This window comes from Streptomyces dysideae, assembly GCF_001514305.1.
Taxonomy (GTDB): Bacteria; Actinomycetota; Actinomycetes; order Streptomycetales; family Streptomycetaceae; genus Streptomyces; species Streptomyces dysideae.
On the sequence record NZ_KQ949133.1, the window covers coordinates 15,999 to 36,118 of the forward strand.

16 protein-coding genes are annotated in these 20,120 nt (G+C 72.7%); 4 read left to right on the forward strand and 12 right to left on the reverse strand.

The features are described 5' to 3' along the window. Positions 1 to 2,246 (forward strand): MinD/ParA family ATP-binding protein (locus tag AQJ91_RS45910; protein ID WP_234383432.1); only part of this gene is annotated, 2,246 nt, incomplete at its 5' end. A 75-nt stretch (positions 2,247 to 2,321) separates the two neighbouring features. On the opposite strand, the gene AQJ91_RS45915 is transcribed toward AQJ91_RS45910, so the two are convergent. The 9 genes from AQJ91_RS45915 to rimP form a co-directional block, all read right to left on the reverse strand. Then, complete coding sequence (locus AQJ91_RS45915) at positions 2,322 to 3,278, reverse strand: bifunctional riboflavin kinase/FAD synthetase (protein ID WP_067035536.1); 957 nt, start codon at positions 3,276 to 3,278, stop codon at positions 2,322 to 2,324. 154 nt (positions 3,279 to 3,432) lie between these two features. Then, positions 3,433 to 7,059 carry a trypsin-like peptidase domain-containing protein gene (locus tag AQJ91_RS45920; RefSeq protein WP_234383433.1) on the reverse strand — a complete coding sequence of 1,209 codons (3,627 nt, stop codon included), beginning with the start codon at positions 7,057 to 7,059 and terminating at the stop codon, positions 3,433 to 3,435. Positions 7,060 to 7,338: 279 nt separating this feature from the next. After that, a complete protein-coding gene (gene truB, locus AQJ91_RS57635) occupies positions 7,339 to 8,244 on the reverse strand; it encodes a tRNA pseudouridine(55) synthase TruB (protein WP_067035539.1) in 906 nt (301 codons plus the stop codon). Next, a complete protein-coding gene (gene rbfA, locus AQJ91_RS45930) occupies positions 8,241 to 8,696 on the reverse strand; it encodes a 30S ribosome-binding factor RbfA (protein ID WP_067035542.1) in 456 nt (151 codons plus the stop codon). Before rbfA ends, truB begins: the two co-directional genes overlap by 4 nt. 42 nt (positions 8,697 to 8,738) lie before the next feature. Beyond that, positions 8,739 to 9,032 carry a DUF503 domain-containing protein gene (locus tag AQJ91_RS45935; RefSeq protein ID WP_067035545.1) on the reverse strand — a complete coding sequence of 98 codons (294 nt, stop codon included), beginning with the start codon at positions 9,030 to 9,032 and terminating at the stop codon, positions 8,739 to 8,741. Positions 9,033 to 9,239: 207 nt separating this feature from the next. Further along, positions 9,240 to 12,362 carry a translation initiation factor IF-2 gene (gene infB, locus AQJ91_RS51415; RefSeq protein WP_079085703.1) on the reverse strand — a complete coding sequence of 1,041 codons (3,123 nt, stop codon included), beginning with the start codon at positions 12,360 to 12,362 and terminating at the stop codon, positions 9,240 to 9,242. 147 nt (positions 12,363 to 12,509) lie between these two features. Next, complete coding sequence (locus tag AQJ91_RS51420) at positions 12,510 to 12,788, reverse strand: YlxR family protein (RefSeq protein ID WP_079085704.1); 279 nt, start codon at positions 12,786 to 12,788, stop codon at positions 12,510 to 12,512. A 112-nt stretch (positions 12,789 to 12,900) separates the two neighbouring features. Then, positions 12,901 to 13,899 carry a transcription termination factor NusA gene (gene nusA / locus AQJ91_RS45950; protein WP_067035554.1) on the reverse strand — a complete coding sequence of 333 codons (999 nt, stop codon included), beginning with the start codon at positions 13,897 to 13,899 and terminating at the stop codon, positions 12,901 to 12,903. Between the two features lie 2 nt (positions 13,900 to 13,901). Beyond that, entirely contained in the window at positions 13,902 to 14,426 is a 525-nt protein-coding gene (rimP, locus tag AQJ91_RS45955) for a ribosome maturation factor RimP (RefSeq protein ID WP_067035557.1), read from the reverse strand. Between the two features lie 259 nt (positions 14,427 to 14,685). On the opposite strand from rimP, the gene AQJ91_RS45960 reads away from it, so the two are divergent. From AQJ91_RS45960 to AQJ91_RS45970, 3 genes are read left to right on the forward strand one after another with little or no spacing between them, the layout of a single operon-like run. After that, complete coding sequence (locus AQJ91_RS45960) at positions 14,686 to 15,228, forward strand: hypothetical protein (RefSeq protein ID WP_067035561.1); 543 nt, start codon at positions 14,686 to 14,688, stop codon at positions 15,226 to 15,228. Beyond that, positions 15,225 to 15,689, forward strand: coding sequence for a ferritin-like domain-containing protein (locus AQJ91_RS45965; RefSeq protein WP_067035563.1), 465 nt, complete (start codon positions 15,225 to 15,227; stop codon positions 15,687 to 15,689). The genes AQJ91_RS45960 and AQJ91_RS45965 overlap by 4 nt, the downstream gene beginning before the upstream one ends. A 27-nt stretch (positions 15,690 to 15,716) precedes the next feature. Further along, positions 15,717 to 16,634 carry an aminoglycoside phosphotransferase family protein gene (locus AQJ91_RS45970; protein WP_067035567.1) on the forward strand — a complete coding sequence of 306 codons (918 nt, stop codon included), beginning with the start codon at positions 15,717 to 15,719 and terminating at the stop codon, positions 16,632 to 16,634. Positions 16,635 to 16,671: 37 nt separating this feature from the next. Here the strand turns inward: AQJ91_RS45970 and AQJ91_RS45975 are convergent, their stop codons facing one another. The 3 genes from AQJ91_RS45975 to AQJ91_RS45985 all read right to left on the reverse strand — a co-directional run bounded on the left by AQJ91_RS45975 (position 16,672) and on the right by AQJ91_RS45985 (position 19,986). Then, positions 16,672 to 18,375, reverse strand: a complete 1,704-nt coding sequence (locus AQJ91_RS45975) for a proline--tRNA ligase (RefSeq protein ID WP_067035570.1) — start codon at positions 18,373 to 18,375, stop codon at positions 16,672 to 16,674. Positions 18,376 to 18,458: 83 nt separating this feature from the next. Then, on the reverse strand, positions 18,459 to 19,025 hold the full coding sequence (locus tag AQJ91_RS45980) for a GNAT family N-acetyltransferase (protein WP_067035573.1): 567 nt from the start codon (positions 19,023 to 19,025) through the stop codon (positions 18,459 to 18,461). A gap of 112 nt (positions 19,026 to 19,137) precedes the next feature. Beyond that, the gene (locus AQJ91_RS45985; protein WP_067035576.1) at positions 19,138 to 19,986 is read right to left on the reverse strand and encodes a GNAT family N-acetyltransferase; all 849 of its coding nucleotides are present in this window, start codon (positions 19,984 to 19,986) and stop codon (positions 19,138 to 19,140) included. Positions 19,987 to 20,120: the final 134 nt, after the last annotated feature.

A 20,120-nucleotide genomic window follows, 5' to 3' on the forward strand; every position in this document is an offset into this window, starting at 1 on the left:
CCCCCGCGCCCGCGCCCGGCTTCCCCGTGCTGCGCCCGGTCGGCGAGGACACCCAGGGCGGCCCGTCCCAGACCGCCACCCCGGCGGCGGGCGTCCCCGAACAGCCCGCCCCCGCGCAGCCGGAGGCCGAGCTCAACCATGCCGCCGCCGACGCCGAGGCGGCGATGCTGTTCGGCGGTGCCGATGACGTGGAGTCGGAGGAGGAGCGGAACGACGAGCCGGAGTCGGGTGACTCCACCGGATCGGTGTCCAGCGCGCAGGGCGGTGAGACGGCGGACGTCCGGTCCGACGCGGACTCCCCCGCGCAGACCGACACCGGGGCCGAGCCGGCCACGGCGACGGCGGAAGCAGAGCCGCAGGCACCGACCGCGCCGGCGCCCACTGCGCCCGCGCCCGCGCACCCGCCCACGGCTCAGCCGCAGTCCGCTGCGCCGCCCCAGGCCGCCCCGGGGCTCCCCCCGCTGCCGCAGGGCTTCTCGCCCGCACACCCCGTCCAGGGAGTACCGCCGCAGGCAGGGCATCCGGACCAGCAGGCCGCGGCCGCTCAGGCCGGCGGCTACGGCTACCCCCAGCCTCCTGCCCAGCCGCACCCCGGACAGCCCGCACACCAGGCCCCTCCGCAGGGGGCGTTCGGCCAGGCCCAGCAGCCCGGCCAGCCGCCGCAGCAGCAGCCCGAGTACCCGCCGGCGCAGGGCGGACAGCCCGCACCGGTCGACCCGCGGCAGGCGGCGCCGCAGCCCGCACAGCCCCAGCACCCCGGTTACGGGCAGCCCCAGCACCCCGGTTACGGGCAGCCGCAGGCCGACGGTTACGGCTACCCGCAGCAGGCGCCCCCGCCCGGACAGCCCGGTTACGGCTATCCGCCCCAGCAGGCGGGCTACGGCTACCCACAGCCCGGCGAGCCGCAGCAGCCTGCCCAGCCGCAGCAGCAGCCCGCGCAACCACCGCAGCAGCAGCACCCGGCCCAGCCTCAGCCACAGCAGTACGCCGCCGCCCCGCCCGCCGGTTACGGCGACCAGGGCTGGACCGCCCCCGCCGGCCCGCAGCCCGGTGGGCCCGGTGCCCCCCAGCAGCAGGCCGCGCCCGGCACCCCGCTCGGCTACAACGCGGCCGTCGAGCTCTCCTCCGACCGGCTGCTGCGCAATCAGCCCAAGGCCCGCAAGAACAACCAGGGCCCGTCGCGCTTCAAGCTCGGCGCGAAGAAGGAGGAGGCGGAGCGGCAGCGGAAGCTGGGACTGATCCGTACGCCGGTGATGTCCTGCTACCGGATCGCGGTGATCAGCCTCAAGGGCGGCGTCGGCAAGACCACGACGACCATGTCGCTCGGTGCCACACTCGCCACCGAGCGTCAGGACAAGATCCTCGCGATCGACGCCAACCCGGACGCCGGCACCCTCGGCCGACGGGTCCGGCGCGAGACCGGCGCCACCATCCGTGACCTGGTCCAGGCGCTCCCGCAGCTGCACAGCTACATGGACATCCGCCGCTTCACCTCGCAGGCGCCGTCGGGGCTCGAGATCATCGCCAACGACGTGGACCCGGCGGTCTCCACCACGTTCAACGACGCGGACTACCGTTCCGCACTCGACATGCTGGGGAGGCAATACCCGATCATCCTCACGGACTCGGGCACCGGTCTGCTCTACAGCGCGATGCGCGGAGTCCTCGACCTCGCCGACCAGTTGATCATCATCTCCACGCCCTCGGTGGACGGCGCGAGCAGCGCCTCGACCACCCTCGACTGGCTGTCGGCGAACGGCTTCGCCGACCTCGTCCAGCGCTCGGTCACCGTGATCTCCGGTGTCCGCGAAACGGGCAAGATGATCAAGGTGGAGGACATCGTCGCGCACTTCGAGACCCGCTGCCGCGCTGTGGTGGTGATCCCCTTCGACGAACACCTCGCGGCGGGCGCCGAGGTGGACCTCGACATGATGCGGCCCAAGACCCGCGAGGCCTACTTCGATCTCGCCGCCATCGTCGCCGAGGACTTCGCCCGTACGCAGCAGGGCTTCGGCAACCCGAACATGCAGCAGTACCCGCAGCAGCCCCAGCAGGGGTACGCGCCCCCGCAGCAGCACCCCCAGCAGCCCTACGCCCAGCCCGGCGGCACCCCCCAGCCGGGGCAGCACTGGCAGCAGCAGCCCCCGCAGCAGCCCGCACCGGGCCAGGGCTGGCAGCAGCAGCCGGCGCAGCCGCCCCAGGATCCGCAGCAGGGCGCCGTACCGCCGGGCTGGACGCAGCAGTAACGGATCGGTCGGCACACGCCAGAAATGCCAGAGGGCCGGCACCTTCACGGTGCCGGCCCTCTGGCATGCATACGTTCAGGCGACGCCTTCGGCGCCCGCGACCAGCTCCCGGCACCGCTTCACATCCTCGCCCATCTGCTCCAGCAGCGCGTCCAGCGTGTCGAACTTCGCCTGGCCGCGCACGAAGGCGAGGAAGTCGACGGCGACATGCAGGCCGTACAGATCCAGGCCCACGCGGTCGATGGCGTACGCCTCCACCGTGCGCTCGGTCCCGTCGAACTGCGGGTTCGTGCCGACGGAGATCGCGGCCGGCATCGCCTCGCCCTGCGCGTGCAGCCAGCCGGCGTAGACGCCGTCGGCCGGGATTGCGGTGTGGGGCAGCGTCTCGACGTTGGCGGTCGGGAAGCCGAGTTCCCGGCCCCGCTGAGCGCCTCGTACGACCACGCCCTCCACCCGGTGCGGGCGGCCCAGGATCTCGGCGGCGCCCTCGACGTCGCCCTCGGCGACCAGGCGCCGGGTCAGGGTCGAGGAGAAGGGCAGGCCGCCGCCCGCCTCGCCGCACATGAACAGGTCGACGACCTCGACCTCGAAGTCGTAGACCTTGCCCTGCTCGACGAGGAACTCCACGTTCCCGGCGGCCCGGTGGCCGAAGCGGAAGTTGGGGCCCTCGACGACCGCCTTGGCGTGCAGCTTGTCGACCAGGACCTTGACCACGAAGTCGGCGGGCGACAGCTTCGAGAACTCCGTGGTGAACGGGAGGATCAGCACCGCGTCCACGCCCAGTTCGCCCATGAGTTCGGCGCGGCGGTGGTGCGGGGCGAGCAGGGGCGGGTGGCTGCCGGGGCGCACGACCTCGCTGGGGTGCGGGTCGAAGGTGACGACCACGGCGGGAACGCCCAGCTCACGGGCGCGTGCCACGGCATGCCGGATGATCAGCTGGTGTCCGCGGTGGACTCCGTCGTAGGAGCCGATGGTGACGACGCTGCGCCCCCAGTCCTGGGGGATGTCCTCCAAGCCACGCCAGCGCTGCACTGTGACTGCTCCTTGTCGCAAACTCGTCGAACCCGTGTCCGTCTCTCTGCCTTTTGCGCAGGTCCTCATGCGCAGGTCTAAGGGTGCCATGCCGGGTGCCCGCGGCCCGCATCGGCATGGGGCGCTGTGACCTGGCGCACGTACTCCCCCGAGCTCAGGCCGGTACGCGTACGCCCGCCAGGTTCTCGATCATCCGGCGGGTGCTGGGGCCCACCACCGCCGCCCAGTCCTGCGGGGCGTCGGTGAGCCAGCCCGCGACCAGGGCGGCGAAGCCGCGGACATGGCGGCCGAGGTCGACGAGGCCGCGGTCGAAGCGGGTCGCGCCCTCCGGGGTGCGGACGAGGAGGAGGCCGGTGCGGTGGACGAGCTCACGGACGGCGTCTGCGGGGTGCTGGGCGGCGGCGTACAGGACGGCGGCGAGGACGGACGGCTCGTGCTCCTGGGCGAGGAGGCAGTCGAGGAGCTCGCGGCGCACGGGCTGGGAGGCGGGTGTGCCGGGGGCGGCGAGGACGCCGGCGAGGGCGGCGCGTACGTTCTCCGGGCCGCCGTCCAGCAGGCTGGTGACCAGCGGGAAGAGCACGGCGCGGGCCACCTGCCCCTGGTCCAGGCGCCGGTCGACGTACGCGGCGAGGTCGGCGGCGGTCTCCGGATGCTGCTCCACCGCTTCCCGTACCAGCACGGCGACCCGGCGGGCGAGCCCGGGCGTGCTGACGTCGGCGAGCGTGCGCAGCGCCTCCCCGGGGGCGGGTCGGTGGAGGCGGGCGCGGAAGGCGTCGAGGACCGGCTCGGGGTGCGTGGTCAGGGCGGCGACCAGGGCACTGGGCGGGAACTGTGGGTCGCCGGCCGCGAAGTGCCGTAGCGCCTGCGGGAGATGGCGGGACCGGGTGTGCGGGTCGCGGACGAGCAGGGCGAGTGCGCCGCCGTGCAGGGAGCAGTCGGCGGGGCGGGCGAGCAGGGCGAGGGCGGCGTAGCGCAGGAGTTCGCGGTCGGCCTCGGTGCGGACGTGCGGGACGGTGCGCAGGCCGTACGCCACGGCCGCGACCCGCCGTGCGGGATGTTCGTCGTGCGCCCACCGGTCGACGGCCCGGCAGATGGCCGAGGGCTCCTCCTCGGCCAGTACGGCGAGCAGTTCGTCGGCCCGCCGGTGCGCATGGGCGACGAGGGCTTCGGTGAGGTCGTCCAGGGCGCGGTGCCGGTGCGTGTGCAGGAGGGCCTGCGCGGCGTGGGCGACGGTGGCGTGCGGGGTGGCCGGGAGCGGGCGGTCGTCGTCGAACCAGTGGATGAGGTGTGGTTGTACGGCGGTGGGGTCGGCGGCGAGGAGGTCGGCGACGGCGTCCAGATAGCGGGGTTGGTGGGCGTCGCTCGGCGGGCCGTCGGCGAGGACGAGGCGGCGCAGCAGGTCGAGGCGCCCGGCGTCCGGGAGCGGCAGCGCGGTCCAGAAGCCGGGGCCGAGTTCCGCCGCCACGGGGCGCTGCTGCCGCCGCCGGCTCACGATCCGGTCGGCGAGCAGCCGCAGGACGTCCGTGTACGGCGTCGCGTCCGGAACCCGCAGCAGGGTCCCGGTGAGGAGCCGGGCGGCCCACCAGGAGTGCGGATCGGCGTCGAGGGCGAGCGTCAACTCGGCCATGCGGGCGGCGAGTCGGGGGCTGCCGTGCTGGCGGGCGAGGAGGAGCAGGGCCTCGACGACGGAGCCGATGCGGTGGTGCGGCACGGGGAGGGGATGGGTGTCGTGCGGGTGGGTGTGGCGGCGGTGGACCAGGGCGCGCAGGGCCTCGTCGAGGTCGAGGTGCATGCCCTGGATCCAGTCGGCGAGTTCCTCGTGGGCGAAGCGGTAGCCGTTCCCGGCGGGGACCAGGAGGCCCTCGGTGAGGACGGCGGAGGCCCAGCCGGTGCCGCCGCCGAGCCGCGCCGGGGCCTGGCCCCAGGGGAACACCGCCTCGAACGACGCCCGGTCCAGGTCACCCTGTCCCGGGCCGAGGCTGCGGCGGGCGGCCTCGTGGACCTGCCCGGACACCTTGGCGGCGAGCCGCCGTACGGCCGTGCCGCGCAGCCCGTTCTCGGCGGCGAGCCGCACGGCGACGCGCAGGCACATCAGGTCGAGGTAGGCGGCCAGCACGTCGTCGCGGTCCACGTGCGGGGTGGGGGCGTCGGAGAGCGCGGCGCGGACCTCGGAGAGGAGGCGAAGGGTGAGGGGGTGCCGGGCGTCGGGCTCCGCGAGGGCGTCCTCCGGGATGCCGTAGCGGGCGCGGGCGAGGCGGGCCTCGTCGGGGGTGAGGTCGTCGAGCCGTACGCAGGAGCCCGCGTCGCCCCCGAACACCACCTCCCCGGGAAATCCCGCCCCTTCCCAGTACTCCTCCCGGCACGCGACGACCAGCCGCGCCCCCGTCTCCCGCAGCCACTCCACCGTGCCCTGCGTCCACTCGTCGAGCCGGTGGGCCAGCACCGGGGGCATCTCCTCGGGCCCGTCGAGGAGGAGCAGCAGAGGCCGACCGGTCGTACGGCCGAGGCGGGCCAGGCGTTCGGGAGTGGTGTCGCCGAGGTCGAGGGGCTGGACACCGGCCGACGCCGCGACGATCCGTGCGGCCCGGGTGAGCGCCCGGCGTGCCGCGTCCGCCACCGAGGTGTCGTCGTCCAGCAGGTCGGCGCCGCGCAGCCACAGGGTGGGGGCCGGTTCGGTGCCGTCATGGCGGTGGGCGGCCAGGGCGGCGAGTTCCGTCGTACGTCCGCTGCCCGGAGCGCCGACGAGGCCCAGGACCGCGGCCGGTCCCTCGACGAAGGCCGTGAACTCCCGTTCCGTCGCCGCCCGTTCGACCGGCCGTACAGCGCCCACTCCGTCGGCGTCCGCCCGGCCGACGTAGCCCGCGAGCGCCCTCGGCGGGCCGTCCTGCCCCACCGACGTGGCCGTCAGTTCCAGTACGCCCGCCAGGTTGAGGTCGATGCCGTACGCGGGCACCGTCGCCGCGTTCTCGGCGAGCAGGTCGGCGAGCGGGCCGTCCGGCGGTGGGCGCAGGGGGACGGCGAAACCGGCGTCGCGGTGACCTGACTGCAGGGCAGGGCCGAGCACGCCGACGACCGCGCCGGTCGCCGCGTCCAGCACCGGCCCCCCGGCCGCTCCGCCGCCCAGCCGCAGGGCGTCCCGGCCCGCCGTGCCGATCGCCAGCTCCAGCGCGTCGTCGAGGAGATGGAAGCGGTCCGTGGCCGTGTACGTCACGGACGTCGCCCCCAGCAGCCGCGCCTCACGCCAGCCACCGGCCGCGATCCGGACGTAAGTGCCGGCGTCGATCCGGTCCCGCGCGGTCACCGGGAGCGGGTCGCCGCCGAGTCCCTCGGTGCGGACGAGGGCCAGATCCAGGGCGGGCAGCGGGGTCACGGCGTCGGCGGGGACGACACAGCTGCGGTCGCCCGCGGCGTGCAGGACCAGGCGGGGCAGGCCGTCGACGGCTTCATGGCTCGTAATGACCGTGCCGTGGTGGTCGGCCAGGAATCCGAGGCCGCGGGGACGCCCGGCGAGGTCGTGGACCCGAACGAGGGCGTCGTCGCGCGCGTGGCCGAGTCCGCCGGTGGGCCGTTCGGTGGGCTCCCCCTCCGCGGCCCCTTCGCCCTCGGCCGCGTGCCGACGGCCTCGCACGCGTCGCGCCCCGTCCTCACCCTGAGCCCGACCCGCGCGCCACGAACGGTCCTCACCCGGGCGTCCGTCCGCCTCGTCCCGTACGTCACCGTTCTCGCCCCGCGCACCGTCCGGCATCCTGCCGCCGCCGGTCCGCGGGTCCCGTCCCGCCATGGTCGAACCTCCCCGCCGTACGCCCGTACTACGGCCCTCAGACCCGCGCCCTGATTTCCGACGGTAGGCGGGGGATGATCAGCGGGACAGCTCGCGCGGTGAACGCGCCCCTTCCGCTCCCTCGGTTCACTCCGAGCGCCTGCCCGGACGGGTGAAAAGGCGGAGGACGCTGGATACACCCTAGGGGTGGGGGAACCGAGGGGGGACCGTGGAGCGGCGGGCAGAGGACGACCCCGTGCCCGCCGCTCCACGGGCAGGCACCCGATACCGGGTCGGGCCTCAGCCGAAGATGGCCAGGCTCTTCGCCTTGCCCTTCTGCTCCTCGACGAGTGCGAGGAAGCGGCCCTCGGGGTCGAAGACGGCGACGGGGCCGGAGCCCGCGTACTCGTCGGGCATCTCCAGGCGTACGCCGTTGATGAGCAGCCGGGCGCGCCTGGCGTCGACGTTCCAGCGTGGGAACGCGGCCGTGGCGGCCTCGGCGATCGGCATGACCGTCAGGTCCTTCTGGTGCTCGTCCAGCGTCTTCGCGGCGTCCAGCTTGTACGGGCCGACGCGGGTGCGGCGCAGGGCGGTGAGGTGGCCGCCGACGCCGAGGTCGGCGCCGAGGTCGCGGGCGAGGGCCCGGATGTAGGTGCCGGAGGAGCAGACGACCGAGACGACCAGGTCGAGGACGGGGGTGCCGTCCTCGGCGACGGCGTCTCTCACGTCGTACACCGCGAACGAGGAGATGCTGACCGGCCGGGCGGGGATCTCGAAGTCCTCGCCGTCCCTGGCCCGCTTGTACGAGCGCACGCCGTCGATCTTGATGGCGCTGACCTTGGACGGCACCTGCATGATGTCGCCGGTCAGCTTGGCGATGCCGGCGTCGATGGCGTCGCGGGTGACCTGGGAGGCGTCGGTGGAGGAGGTGATGTCCCCCTCGGCGTCGTCGGTGACGGTGTTCTGCCCGAGGCGGACGGTGCCCAGGTACTCCTTCTCGGTCAGCGCGAGGTGGCCGAGGAGCTTGGTCGCCTTCTCGACGCCGAGGACGAGCACGCCCGTCGCCATGGGGTCGAGGGTGCCGGCGTGGCCGACGCGGCGGGTCCTGGCGATCCCGCGCATCTTGGCGACCACGTCGTGCGAAGTGAAGCCCGACGGCTTGTCGACGATGACAAGGCCGTCGGGCGTGGTGTGCTTCTGGGTCATTCCGCGGTGTCGCCGTCCGTCTCGTCCTCGGAGCCCGGCTTCCTGTACGGGTCCGCTTCACCCGCGTAGGCGGCCCCCGCCGAGACCTCACGCACCTTCTCGTCGGACTGGCGCGCCTTGTCGAGCAGGTCATCGATGGTCCTGGCGGTGTCGGGCAGCGCGTCGGCCACGAACGTCAGCGTCGGCGTGAACTTCACGCCCGCCGCCGCTCCGACCGCGGAGCGGAGCACGCCCTTGGCGCTCTCCAGTCCGGCGGCCGCGGCCTTCCGCTCCTCGTCGTCCCCGTACACCGTGTAGAAGACGGTCGCCTCCCGCAGGTCACCCGTGACCCGGGTGTCCGTGATGGTGACGTGCGAGCCGAGCCGCGGGTCCTTGATCCCGCGCAGCAGCTTCTGAGCCACCACCTCTCGGATGAGGTCCGCCAGCCTTTTCGCCCGCGCGTTGTCGGCCACTGGTCCGTCTCCCGTTCTTTCCTGATCTCGTTCGTTGGGTCGTCAGTCGTCTTCGCCATGGAAGCGCCGCCTGACGGACAGCAGCTCCACCTCGGGGCGCCCGGCGACCAGCCGTTCGCACCGGTCCAGTACGTCGGTCAGATGCCCCGCGTCGCCGGAGACCGTCGCAAGGCCGATGACGGCCCTGCGGTGGAGGTCCATGTGATCGACTTCGGCCGCGCTCACCGCGTACTTCCGCTGGAGTTCGGCGACGATCGGACGGACGACGGAGCGCTTCTCCTTCAGCGACCGTACGTCGCCGAGGAGGAGGTCGAAGGACAGCGTCCCCACATACATGTGTAACCGGTTCACCCGCCGGTACGGGATCGATGGCCCCGCCAACCGTGCGGGCAGGGACATCAGAACCGTACAACGAAGGGGCCCCGGCGATCGACGGATATTACGCTCCGTCGACCGAGCACGCCCGCCGTCGGCACCGGACGCAAACAGCGTGCTGGCCGACGGAACCGAAGTCCCGTCGGCCAGCATGAACCGTCGGCGTGATTACGCCCGCGGCTTCTCGCGCATCTCGTACGTCGCGATGACGTCGTCGACCTTGATGTCGTTGAAGTTGCCGAGGTTGATACCGCCCTCGAACCCTTCGCGGATCTCGGTGACGTCGTCCTTGAAGCGACGCAGACCCTCGATGTTGAGGCTCTCCGCGATCACCTTGCCGTCGCGGATGAGGCGCGCCTTGGTGTTGCGCCTGACCTCGCCGGAGCGGATGAGAACACCCGCGATGTTGCCCAGCTTGGACGACTTGAAGACCTCGCGGATCTCCGCCGTACCGAGCTCGACCTCCTCGAACTCCGGCTTGAGCATGCCCTTGAGGGCCGCCTCGATCTCCTCGATCGCCTGGTAGATGACCGAGTAGTAGCGGACGTCCACACCCTCGCGCTCGGCCATCTGCGCCGCGCGGCCTGCCGCACGGACGTTGAAGCCGATCACGATGGCGTCCGAGCCCATCGCCAGGTCGATGTCGGACTCCGTGACCGCACCGACACCGCGGTGCAGGACGCGGATGTCGACCTCTTCGCCGACGTCCAGCTGGAGCAGGGAGGACTCGAGGGCCTCGACGGAACCAGAAGCGTCACCCTTGATGATCAGGTTCAGCTGCTGGACCTCGCCGGCCTTCAGCACCTTGTCCAGGTCCTCGAGCGACACACGGCGCGTGCGCTTGGCGAACGCCGCGTTCCGCTCACGGGCGGCACGCTTCTCCGCGATCTGACGGGCCGTACGGTCCTCGTCGACCACAAGGAAGTTGTCGCCCGCACCCGGGACGTTGGTGAGACCCAGGACCTGGACCGGCGTGGAGGGGCCGGCCTCGGTGACGTTGTTGCCGTTGTCGTCGAGCATGGCGCGGACGCGGCCGTAGGCGTCGCCCACCACCATCGTCTCGCCGACCCGCAGCGTGCCTCGCTGGACGAGGACCGTCGACACGGCACCGCGGCCGCGGTCGAGGCGGGACTCGATCGAGATGCCCTGTGCGTCCTGGTGCGGGTTGGCACGCAGGTCGAGCGAGGCATCGGCCGTCAGGACGACCGCCTCGAGGAGGCTGTCGATGTGCAGGCCCTGCTTGGCGGAGATGTCGACGAACATGGTGTCGCCGCCGTACTCCTCGGCCACCAGGCCGTACTCGGTCAGCTGACCGCGCACCTTGGTCGGGTCCGCACCCTCGACGTCGATCTTGTTGACCGCGACGACGATCGGGACGTCGGCCGCCTTGGCGTGGTTGAGCGCCTCGACCGTCTGCGGCATGACGCCGTCGTTGGCCGCGACGACCAGGATCGCGATGTCGGTCGACTTCGCACCACGGGCACGCATGGCGGTGAACGCCTCGTGACCCGGGGTGTCGATGAAGGTGATCTTGCGGTCTTCGCCGTTGACCTCGGTCGCGACCTGGTAGGCACCGATGTGCTGGGTGATGCCGCCGGCCTCGCCCGCGATGACGTTCGTCTTGCGGATGGCGTCGAGCAGTCGGGTCTTACCGTGGTCGACGTGACCCATGACGGTGACGACCGGCGGACGGACCACGAGGTCCTCCTCGCCGCCCTCGTCCTCGCCGAACTCGATGTCGAAGGACTCGAGCAGCTCGCGGTCCTCCTCCTCGGGGCTGACGATCTGAACCGTGTAGTTCATCTCGCCGGCGAGGACCTCGAGCGTCGCGTCGGAGACGGACTGCGTGGCCGTGACCATCTCGCCGAGGTTCATCATGACCGCGACGAGCGACGCCGGGTTGGCGTTGATCTTCTCCGCGAAGTCGGTGAGCGACGCACCGCGCGACAGGCGAATGGTCTCGCCGTTGCCGCGAGGCAGCATCACGCCGCCGACCGACGGGGCCTGCATGGCCTCGTACTCCTGGCGCCTCTGCCGCTTCGACTTGCGACCACGACGCGCGGGACCACCGGGACGGCCGAAGGCGCCCTGCGTGCCACCACGGCCACCGGGACCACCGGGACGACCACCGAAGCCGGGACGACCGCCGCCACCACCGGCGGGACCACCGGGACGACCGGCGAAACCGCCGCCACCGCCACCGGGACCACCGGGACGACCGGCGAAGCCGCCGCCACCGCCGCCACCGGGACGACCGGCGAAGCCGCCGCCACCGCCGGGACGACCGCCGCCACCGCCACCGGGACGGCCACCGCCACCGCCACCGGGACCGCGGCCACCGGGGCCACCGCCGCCGGGACGCGGGCCGGCAGCGGGACGCTGCGGCATCATGCCGGGGTTCGGACGCGGGCCGCCGGGACCGCCGCCGGGACGGGGACCGCCGCCCTGCGGACGGGGCATGCCGCCCGGGGTGGGACGCGTGCCGCCCGGAGCCTGCGGACGGGGACCGCCCGCTGCACCCTGGGGACGGGGACCGCCCTGGCCCTGCGGACGCGGAGCGCGGTCGGGGGCACCGCCGGGACCGCCCTGGCCGCCGGGCCGCGGGGCACCGCCCGGACGGGGCGCCTGCGGGCGCGCCATGCCGGTGGAGCCACCAGAGGTGAACGGGTTGTTGCCCGGACGGGGACCGGCCGGACGGGCACCGGGACGCGGCGCCTGGCCGCCCTGACGCGGAGCGCCGGGGCGGTCGCCACGGTCACCACGGCCCTGGCCGGGACCAGCCGGACGAGAGCCCGGACGCGGCGCCTGGCCGGCCGGACGCGGGGCGCCCGGACGGGGGCCGGAGCCGGAGGAGGCGGCCGGCGCGGCCGGCGCGGCGGGAGCCGCGGGCGGCGCCGTGAACTCGGGCGCGGTCGGAGCCGGGGACGCCGGGGCGGGCCGCGGCGCGGGCTTCGGGCCCGGGGTGGGACGGGGGCCGGGAGCGGCCGGCGCGGCGGGAGCCGCGGGCTTCTCGGCGGCCGGCTTGGGGGCCGGCGGGCGCGGGGCGGCCGGACGGGCTGCCTGCGCGGGAGAGGGGGCGCCCGGCTTCGCCGGGGCAGCCTTGCGGGCGGGGGCGGACTTGCCGCCGCCGTTGCCCTGCTGGAGGGCGTCCGTCAGCTTACGGACTACAGGCGCCTCGATCGTCGAGGACGCCGAACGGACAAATTCACCGAGTTCTTGGAGCTTGGCCATGACGACCTTGCTCTCCACCCCGAACTCCTTGGCGAGTTCGTATACCCGGACCTTAGCCACTTCGCTCCTTTTAGGTCCGGGTTGCCTCCGGACCGTCGCTACTTCATGGGCGTACTCATCGCGTGCTCATCGAGTGCTCATCGCAATCTCGACCTACTTCCAACTCGCGGGGTACCTGGGCCGCACGGGGGTTCCGCACGACGCTTCTTACGGTGTTGCCTGCTCGACATAGAGGCGCAACGCCTTTGTGTCCAGCACTCCCGGGGCGCGCAGCGCCCGTGGGAACGCCCGACGGCGTACCGCCAGGTCGAGACAGACCAGGGCGGGGTGCACATACGCACCCCGGCCGGGCAGCGTACCGCGATCATCGGGGACGCATTCGCCCTCGACCGCCACGATGCGCAGCAAGTCCTTCTTGGCCGCTCGCTCCCGGCACCCCACACAGGTGCGCTCAGGGCATGCTCGGGCTCGCGTCCGGCCAGACACTCTTAAGTCTACCTCCCCGCACCGACCTCACCCCTTTGGGGCAAGAATCGAACAGTTGCTGCGCACAAAACTGTCGTGATCTAAGCGACGTGCGGCTGGGAACTATTCCCGATCAACGTTCCGCGACGTCGGACGGCTGTTCGGTGTCGGGACGGATGTCGATCCGCCAGCCGGTCAGGCGGGCCGCGAGGCGGGCGTTCTGGCCCTCCTTGCCGATAGCCAGGGACAGTTGGTAGTCGGGCACCGTCACGCGCGCGGAGCGCGCCGCGAGGTCCACGACCTCCACCTTGGAGACCCGGGCCGGCGACAGGGCGTTCGCCACCATCTCGGCCGGGTCGTCCGACCAGTCCACGATGTCGATCTTCTCGCCGTTCAGCTCGCCCATGACATTGCGCACACGGCCGCCCATGGGGCCGATGCAGGCGCCCTTGGCGTTCAGGCCGGAGCGGGTGGACCGTACGGCGATCTTCGTACGGTGGCCGGCCTCGCGGGCGATGGCGGCGATCTCGACGGAACCGTCGGCGATCTCCGGCACCTCCAGGGCGAACAGCTTCTTCACCAGATTGGGGTGGGTGCGCGAGAGGGTGACGGACGGGCCGCGGACACCCTTCGCCACCCGTACGACGTACGACCGGAGCCGCATGCCGTGCGGGTACGTCTCGCCCGGGACCTGTTCCTGCACCGGCAGGATGGCTTCCAGCTTGCCGATGTCGACGAGGACGTTCTTCGGGTCGCGGCCCTGCTGGACCACGCCGGTGACGATGTCGCCCTCGCGGCCGGCGTACTCGCCGAGTGTCGCGTCGTCCTCGGCGTCGCGCAGCCGCTGCAGGATGACCTGCTTGGCGGTGGTGGCGGCGATACGGCCGAAGTCGGACGGGGTGTCGTCGAACTCGCGGGGCTCCTGGCCCTCCTCGAGGTCCTCGGGGTCCTCCTTCGCCCACACGGTCACATGCCCGGTCTCCCGGTTGAGCTCCACGCGCGCGTGACGGCGGCTTCCCTCGGTGCGGTGGTAGGCGATGAGGAGGGCCGACTCGATCGCCTCGACCAGCAGGTTGAAGGAGATCTCCTTCTCCCGTACCAAGCCCCGCAGGGCACTCATGTCGATGTCCACGGCTACGCCTCCTCTTCCTTCTCGTTCTCTTCGTCCTCGACGGACTTCTTGTCCTTGCGGCCGAACTCGACCTGAACGCGCGCCTTGGCGATGTCCGCGAACGGGAGTCTGCGGCTGGTGGCCTTGCGGCCCTTCACTCCGGGTACTTCGAGGTCGAGGCCTTCGTCGTCGACCGTCAGGATGCGGGCGACGAGCTCGCCGCCGTCCTGGAGCTGGAACTTCGCCAGGCGGTCCGTGGCCCGGACGTAGTGGCGGTGCTCGGTGAGAGCGCGTTCCGCGCCCGGGGTGCCGACCTCGAGGGTGTACTCGCCCTGGCCCATCGCGTCCGTCTCGTCGAGCTTCGCCGAGAGCGCGCGGCTCACATCGGCGATCGCGTCCAGGTCGGCCCCTTCGTCGGAGTCGACGACGACACGCAGCACGCGCTTGCGGCCGACCGAGTCCACGGCGATCTCTTCGAGGTCCAGGCCCTGGGAGGTGACGAGCGGTTCCAGCAGATCTCGCAGCCTCTCGCTCTGGGTGGTGCTCATCCGGGTGACTCCTCGGCCGCGTGTGCTGTTGTGGGATGGGGCGCGTGTCTGGTCAAAGGGTATCCGGTCACCGGGGGTGTTGCCGTCCACATGTGCCTCCGGCGGTGGGGCCGGGCACCTTCGAGCTCGGGCGACTGTGCTTGCCGCTCAGGGCCGTCGAGCCGGTGACGCGAGTCCGAGGGATGCGCGGGTACCGTGATCACGGGCATGCCGCCCTGCCCGCACACTCCCTGCCGTTCGACCCCCGAGGACGACTGCCGTGACGTTCCCCCCGCCGCCGCGCACCCCCTCGGGGCTGCGGCCCTGCCGCCGGAGCCTGCTCGCCTCGGCCGCCGGGGCCGCCCTGCTCGTGGGCTGCTCCGGTCCGTCCGAGGACTCCGGCAGCACGGGCGGGAGCCCGTCGGCCACCGAGCGGGCACGCGCGCGTGCGGCCCGGGACAGCCAGGGGCTGGTGGAGCGGTACGACGCCGTTCTCGCCGCGTATCCGACGCTGGCGGAGCGGCTGGCGCCGTTGCGGGCGGCCGCCGTACGCCATGTGGAGGCGTTCGGGGGGACGGAGAAGGGGACGGAGAAGTCGAAGGAGCCGAGCGCGAAGGCTTCGCCCTCCGCGTCACCGTCCGCCCCCGCCGTTCCCGGCTCCGAGAAGGACGCCCTCGCCGAGCTGGCCGCCGCCGAGCGTGCGCTCGCGGACCGGCGTATGAAAGCGCTCCTTGATGTGCCGGGCGAGCCGGCGCGGCTGCTGGCCTCCGTGGCGGCGGCCGGGGCGGCGCACGCGTATCTGCTGACGGAAGGTGCGAAGTGAGCGAGGCGAAGGAGCGGGCGCTCAAGGCCCTCCAGGCGGCGCTGGCCGCCGAGCACGCGGCCGTGTACGGCTACGGCGTCGTCGGCGGGCGGATCCGTGAGGGACGGCGCACGGAGGCCAGGGCGGCATATGACGCGCATCGCGCGCGGCGGGACGCCCTGGTGCGCGAGGTGCGGGACCTGGGCGGGAAGCCGGTGGCGGCCGCCGCGGGGTATGCGCTGCCGTTCCCGGTGCCGGACTCGGCCGCGGCCGTTCTGCTCGCCGCCGAGCTGGAGGACCGGGTGGCCGGGGTGTACTCCGACCTGGTGCGGGCAACCGAGGGTGAGCGGCGGGGTACCGCCGCGGAGGCGTTGCGGGAGGCGGCGGTGCGGGCCGTGCGCTGGCGCGGGGAGAGCGTAGCCTTCCCTGGGCTCGCCGAGCGGGCGGCCACCGCTTCGGCATCAGCGACGCCCACGGCGTGACACGTACGGGAAGGGAACAACTCGCGTATGGCTTTCGAACCGCCGCGGCGTCTCGTGCGGGCACTCGGCGAGGCGCGGCGCAACGGAGCTGACGGGGTCGACGCGTGGCTGGACGAACTGCCCGGCCTGGTCGAAGAGGCCGTCGCGCTACGCGAGTTGACCGTCGAACGGGTGCAGGCACCCGGCGGGCGCAGCAGCCTCGTGCTGCTGGTGCGGCAGTTCGACCAGACGCCCGCCGTGCTGAAGCTGGCGCCGCCCCGGGCCCGGCCGGAGAGCGAGCGGGCCGCGCTCGGGCACTGGGACGGGCGGGGCGCGGTACGGCTCCTCAACCCGGGCGACACTCCGGGCGTGCTGCTGCTGGAGCGGCTGCACCCCGATCTGTCCGTGCGGTCGCTGCCCGAGGCGAAGGCGCTGCTGGAGGCGGCGGGTGTGCTGCGCAGGCTGTGGGTCGAGCCGCCGGACGGCGACGGACATCTCTTCGAGACGGTGGCCGAGCGGACCGGCCGGCAGGCCGAGGCGATGCGGGCGAGTGCCGAGGCCGACCGGCAGGTGGCGCCGCTGGTGGACGCGGCGCTCGCGGCGCGCGAGGAGTTGCTGGCCGCGTCGCCCGAGGCGCGGCTGCTGCACGGGACGTTCCGGCAGAGCAAGGTGCTCGCCGGGGAGCGGATGCCGTGGCTGGCGGTGGGGCCGGATCCGGTGGTCGGGGAGTGCGCGTTCGACCTGGCCCGGCTGGTGCGGGACCGGGTCGAGGATCTGATCGCGCAGCCGTCGGGGGCGGCCACGACCCGGCGGCGGGTGAAGCGGCTCGCGGAGTCGCTGGACGTGGATCAGGAGCGGCTGCGCGGGTGGACGCTGTTCCGGGCCGTGGAGTCCGGGGTGCGGGCGCTGCGGGTGGGGCGTCCGCAGGATGCCGAGCTGTTGCTGGAGTTCGCGGGCTGGCTCTGACTCCCCCCGCGCCGAGGGGAGTCAGAGGGCGAGGCGCTTACGCCGTCAGACGTGCGACGGCCTCTTCCACCGTCAGTTCCTCGCGCTCACCCGTCCTGCGGTCCTTGAGCTCGACCACGCCCTCGGCCGCGCGCCGGCCGGCCACCAGGATCTGCGGTACGCCCATCAGTTCGGAGTCGGTGAACTTCACGCCCGGGGAGACGCCCGCGCGGTCGTCGCACAGGACGCGCAGGCCGGCCGCCGCCAGCTTCTCGGAGACGTCGAGGGCCAGTTCGGTCTGGAGGGCCTTGCCGGCGGCGACGACGTGGACGTCGGCCGGGGCGACCTCCTTGGGCCAGCACAGGCCCTTGTCGTCGGCGGTCTGCTCGGCGAGGGCGGCGACCGCGCGGGAGACGCCGACGCCGTAGGAGCCCATGGTCACGCGGACCGGCTTGCCGTTCTGGCCGAGGACGTCGAGCTTGAGGGCGTCGGCGTACTTGCGGCCCAGCTGGAAGATGTGGCCGATCTCGATGGCGCGGTCCAGCTTGAGGCCGGTGCCGCACTTCGGGCAGGGGTCGCCCTCCTGGACGACCACGACGTCGACGTACTCGTCGACCTCGAAGTCACGGCCCGCGACGACGTTCTTGGCGTGCGTGTCCGCCTTGTTGGCGCCGGTGATCCAGGCGGTGCCGGGGGCCACGCGCGGGTCGGCGATGTACCCGGCCTTCTCCCCCAGGCCCTGCGGGCCGACGTAGCCGCGGACCAGGTCCGGGCGGGCCACGAAGTCCGCCTCGGTGACCATCTCGACGACCGCCGGGGCGAAGTGGGCCTCGACCTTGCCCATGTCGACCTCGCGGTCGCCGGGGACGCCGACGGCCACGATCTCGCCGTCCACCTTCACGAGGAGGTTCTTGAGGGTCGCGGAGGCCTGGACGCCGAGGGAGGCGGCGAGGGTCTCGATGGTCGGGGTGTCGGGGGTGGGGATGTCCTCGGCGGCGGGCACGCCGCTGGCGTCCACCGGCTTGAGCTCGTACGAGATCGCCTCGGTGTTGGCCGCGAAGTCGCAGTTGGGGCAGTCGGCGAAGGTGTCCTCGCCGGCGCCGGCCGGGGCCAGGAACTCCTCCGACTTGGAGCCGCCCATCGCGCCCGCGGTGGCGGCGCAGATGCGGTAGTCGAGGCCGAGGCGCTCGAAGATGCGCTGGTAGGCCTGGCGGTGCAGGGCGTAGGACTGGGCCAGGCCCTCGTCCTCCGTGTCGAAGGAGTAGGAGTCCTTCATCAGGAACTCGCGGCCGCGCAGGATGCCGGCGCGGGGGCGGGCCTCGTCGCGGTACTTGTGCTGGATCTGGTAGAGGATGACCGGCAGGTCCTTGTAGGAGGACGCCTGGTCCTTCACCAGCAGGGTGAAGATCTCCTCGTGGGTGGGGCCGAGGAGGTAGTCCCCGCCCTTGCGGTCCTTGAGGCGGAACAGCTCCTGGCCGTACTCGTCCCAGCGGCCCGTCGCGTCGTACGGCTCACGCGGCAGCAGCGCGGGGAGCAGCACCTCCTGGCCGCCGATCGCGTCCATCTCCTCGCGGACGATCCGCTCCACGTTGGAGAGGACCTTCTTGCCGAGGGGCAGCCAGCTCCAGATGCCGGCGGCGGTGCGGCGGACGTAGCCGGCGCGGACGAGGAGCTTGTGGCTGAGGACCTCGGCGTCCGCCGGGTCGTCGCGCAGCGTCTTCGCCATCAACTGGGACATGCGCTGGACCGGTGCGTTCGCCATGGTTCTCGTACTCCTGCTGCGTGAGGGTGATGGCAAGGAGGTTAGCCGGGCGGGACGGGACGGTGGAAATCGATTAGGCCCCTTCATCGCCTGCGCAGGGGCAAGTGGGCGCCCATCACCGCGTACGGCTTGGGGGCGCTCGGGAAGAGGACCTGGCGGGCGAGGTCCTGGTAGCCGAGGGAGTGGTAGAGACCCCTTGCCGGGCTGTCGGTGTCGATCGCGGAGAGGATCGAGCGGGGTTCGGTGGCGCTGTCCGTGATCGTGGTGATCAGGGAGCGGCCGATGCCGCGGTTCTGGTAGCGGGGGTGGACGTGGAGTTCCGTGATGACGAAGGAGTCGTCCAGCCAGGTGTCGTGGCCCTGGGCGCGGAGGTAGGGCTCGACGACGGTGGACCACCAGTGGGCGCGGTCGTTGGGCATGCCGTAGACGAAGCCTACGAGGCGCCCCGCGGAGGTGGCGCCGAGGGCACGGGCGCCGGGGTACGTCAGGTGGCGCAGGACGATTTGACGGCGTACGGCAACTTCGTCAGGGCCCAGGCCGAAGGCCACGGCTTGGACGGCCAATGCCTCGTCGACTCGGGCTGAGAGGTCCAGGGGGCCGATCACGATGTCGTCGGGGTGGCGGCGGTGTCCGTGACCGGGAAAGCGCATGTGGGGAGAGTACAGGGGGGTTCGCGTGGTCACGTCTGGTGCGGGTTGTACGTGGTTGCTCGCGCCCACGCGGCGGAACCGCACATCGATGGCCCCGCGCCCCTTGGGTACCTCAGAACAGGACACTCATGAAGGCTCCGACCTCTTCGAAGCCCACTCTCCTGTACGTCCGTCTTGCCGCCGTGTTGTAGTCGTTCACGTAGAGGCTCACCGCAGGGGCCACGTCCGCCAGTGCGTAGCGGAGTACCGCTGCCATGCCGGGGGCCGCCAGGCCCTGGCCTCGGTACTCGGGGGCCACCCAGACGCCCTGGATCTGGCAGGCCCGGGGCGTCGCGGCGCCGATTTCCGCCTTGAAGGCGACCTTGCCGTTCTGGTCGAGGCGGGCGAAGGAGCGGCCGGAGCCGACGAGTTCGGCGACCCGGGCCTGGTAGAGCAGGCCTCCGTCCCCTGCCATGGGTGAGACGCCGACCTCCTCGGTGAACATCGCCACGCAGGCCGGCATGATCGTTTCCATCTCGTCCTTGCGGATGCGGCGGACGTACGGATCCGGGGCTATGTCGGTGGGCATCCGGTCGGTGACCATGAGGGGCTGGTGGCGGCGGACCTCACGGGCCGGGCCCCAGCTGGGTTCCAGGAGGCGCCACAGTTGGGCGGTGGATTCGGCGGGGCCGACGACGGAGGAGCAACGGCGGCCCGCGCGCCGGGCGCGGTCGGCGAAGGCGCGCACCGCTCGCGGGGTCGCGCATATCGGGACCAGGTTGGCGCCCGCGTAGCAGAGGGACGTCAGCATGCCGTCCTCGTACCAGCCCCACATCTCGCCGCCGAGGCGCCACGGGTCGAGGCCGGCGACCTGGACGCGGGACGACACGAAGGCGTTCGCGACCGGCTCGCGGTCGAGGACGGCGAGCGCGGCGTCCAGGTCACTCGGTTCGAGCACCCGTGAGGTGGTCTGGGTCAACACGTGCGGGCCTCATGCGTCAGGGCTGCTGATCTCCGCACTGTACCTGCGGAAGCTGAGCCGCGCCGCCCTCTGTGGTGCCGCTCGCTTTGAGGTGCCCGGGGTTGGGGGGGTGCCTACTAGTTGGGGGGTGCCTA

What these genes read in the sequence shown, in the direction of transcription:
- AQJ91_RS45980 (WP_067035573.1), bottom strand. Translation starts at nt 19,025, where the DNA reads ATGCGCTTTCCCGGTCACGGACACCGCCGCCACCCCGACGACATCGTG.
- AQJ91_RS45935 (WP_067035545.1), bottom strand. Translation starts at nt 9,032, where the DNA reads ATGTATGTGGGGACGCTGTCCTTCGACCTCCTCCTCGGCGACGTACGG.
- AQJ91_RS45920 (WP_234383433.1), bottom strand. Translation starts at nt 7,059, where the DNA reads ATGGCGGGACGGGACCCGCGGACCGGCGGCGGCAGGATGCCGGACGGT.
- truB (WP_067035539.1), bottom strand. Translation starts at nt 8,244, where the DNA reads ATGACCCAGAAGCACACCACGCCCGACGGCCTTGTCATCGTCGACAAG.
- AQJ91_RS45975 (WP_067035570.1), bottom strand. Translation starts at nt 18,375, where the DNA reads ATGGCGAACGCACCGGTCCAGCGCATGTCCCAGTTGATGGCGAAGACG.
- AQJ91_RS45970 (WP_067035567.1), top strand. Translation starts at nt 15,717, where the DNA reads ATGGCTTTCGAACCGCCGCGGCGTCTCGTGCGGGCACTCGGCGAGGCG.
- rimP (WP_067035557.1), bottom strand. Translation starts at nt 14,426, where the DNA reads ATGAGCACCACCCAGAGCGAGAGGCTGCGAGATCTGCTGGAACCGCTC.